We start from the raw sequence: 580 nt of genomic DNA, 5'->3' as shown, positions 1-580 counted from the left end.
AAATTATCATTAAATCGCGAGCCTTTTCAAAGTGATTGAAACTCTAATTCCTTATATTTGATACCATTTTCAGTTTTAGTATAGCCTTGCGAATCAAATACAAAATCTTTAAATGATTTAGAAGTTGTTTTTAGTCTTTGTGCGAAGATATAATCAATTCCAATACTTTCTAAAAATCTAATATTTTTGTTCGTTGACATTCCTTTATCTGCAATAACAGTCATTGATTTTATTGTAAATTTTTCTCGCAAATGAAGAATAAAAGGGATTAACGTATTACCATCTGCAGTATTACCACGGAAAACTTTTAGATAAATAGGGATTCCATTACTATCAGTTGCCATACCTACAACAACTTGATCTTCTTTGAACTTACCATCTTTTGAAAAACCTGGTGTTCTTAAACCATCTCTTGAAAATGTCTCAAAATATACAGTTGTTGCGTCAAAATAGACCAAATTCTTATTTCTTGAAGTCATTTCTGCAATTTTATTATTTAAATTTTTGACTATTTCAATCTCATTTTCATATAGAACATCAAGAAGACTATAAAAAGTATCTTTTTTAGATTCAATATCAT

The 580-nt window shown here is 27.8% G+C and carries 1 protein-coding gene; it reads right to left on the bottom strand.

Annotation, left to right across the window (positions count from 1 at the left end; translation table 4 throughout):
* A partial coding sequence (locus E1I18_RS03640) for an IS1634 family transposase (RefSeq protein WP_170218555.1) occupies window positions 1-580 on the bottom strand: 580 nt, incomplete at both ends.

This window comes from Mycoplasmopsis mucosicanis (assembly GCF_006546935.1).
Taxonomy (GTDB): Bacteria; Bacillota_I; Bacilli_A; order Mycoplasmatales; family Metamycoplasmataceae; genus Mycoplasmopsis; species Mycoplasmopsis mucosicanis.
Note: the sequence above shows the minus strand (reverse complement) of the source record. Positions and strands in the feature narration are given on the sequence as shown.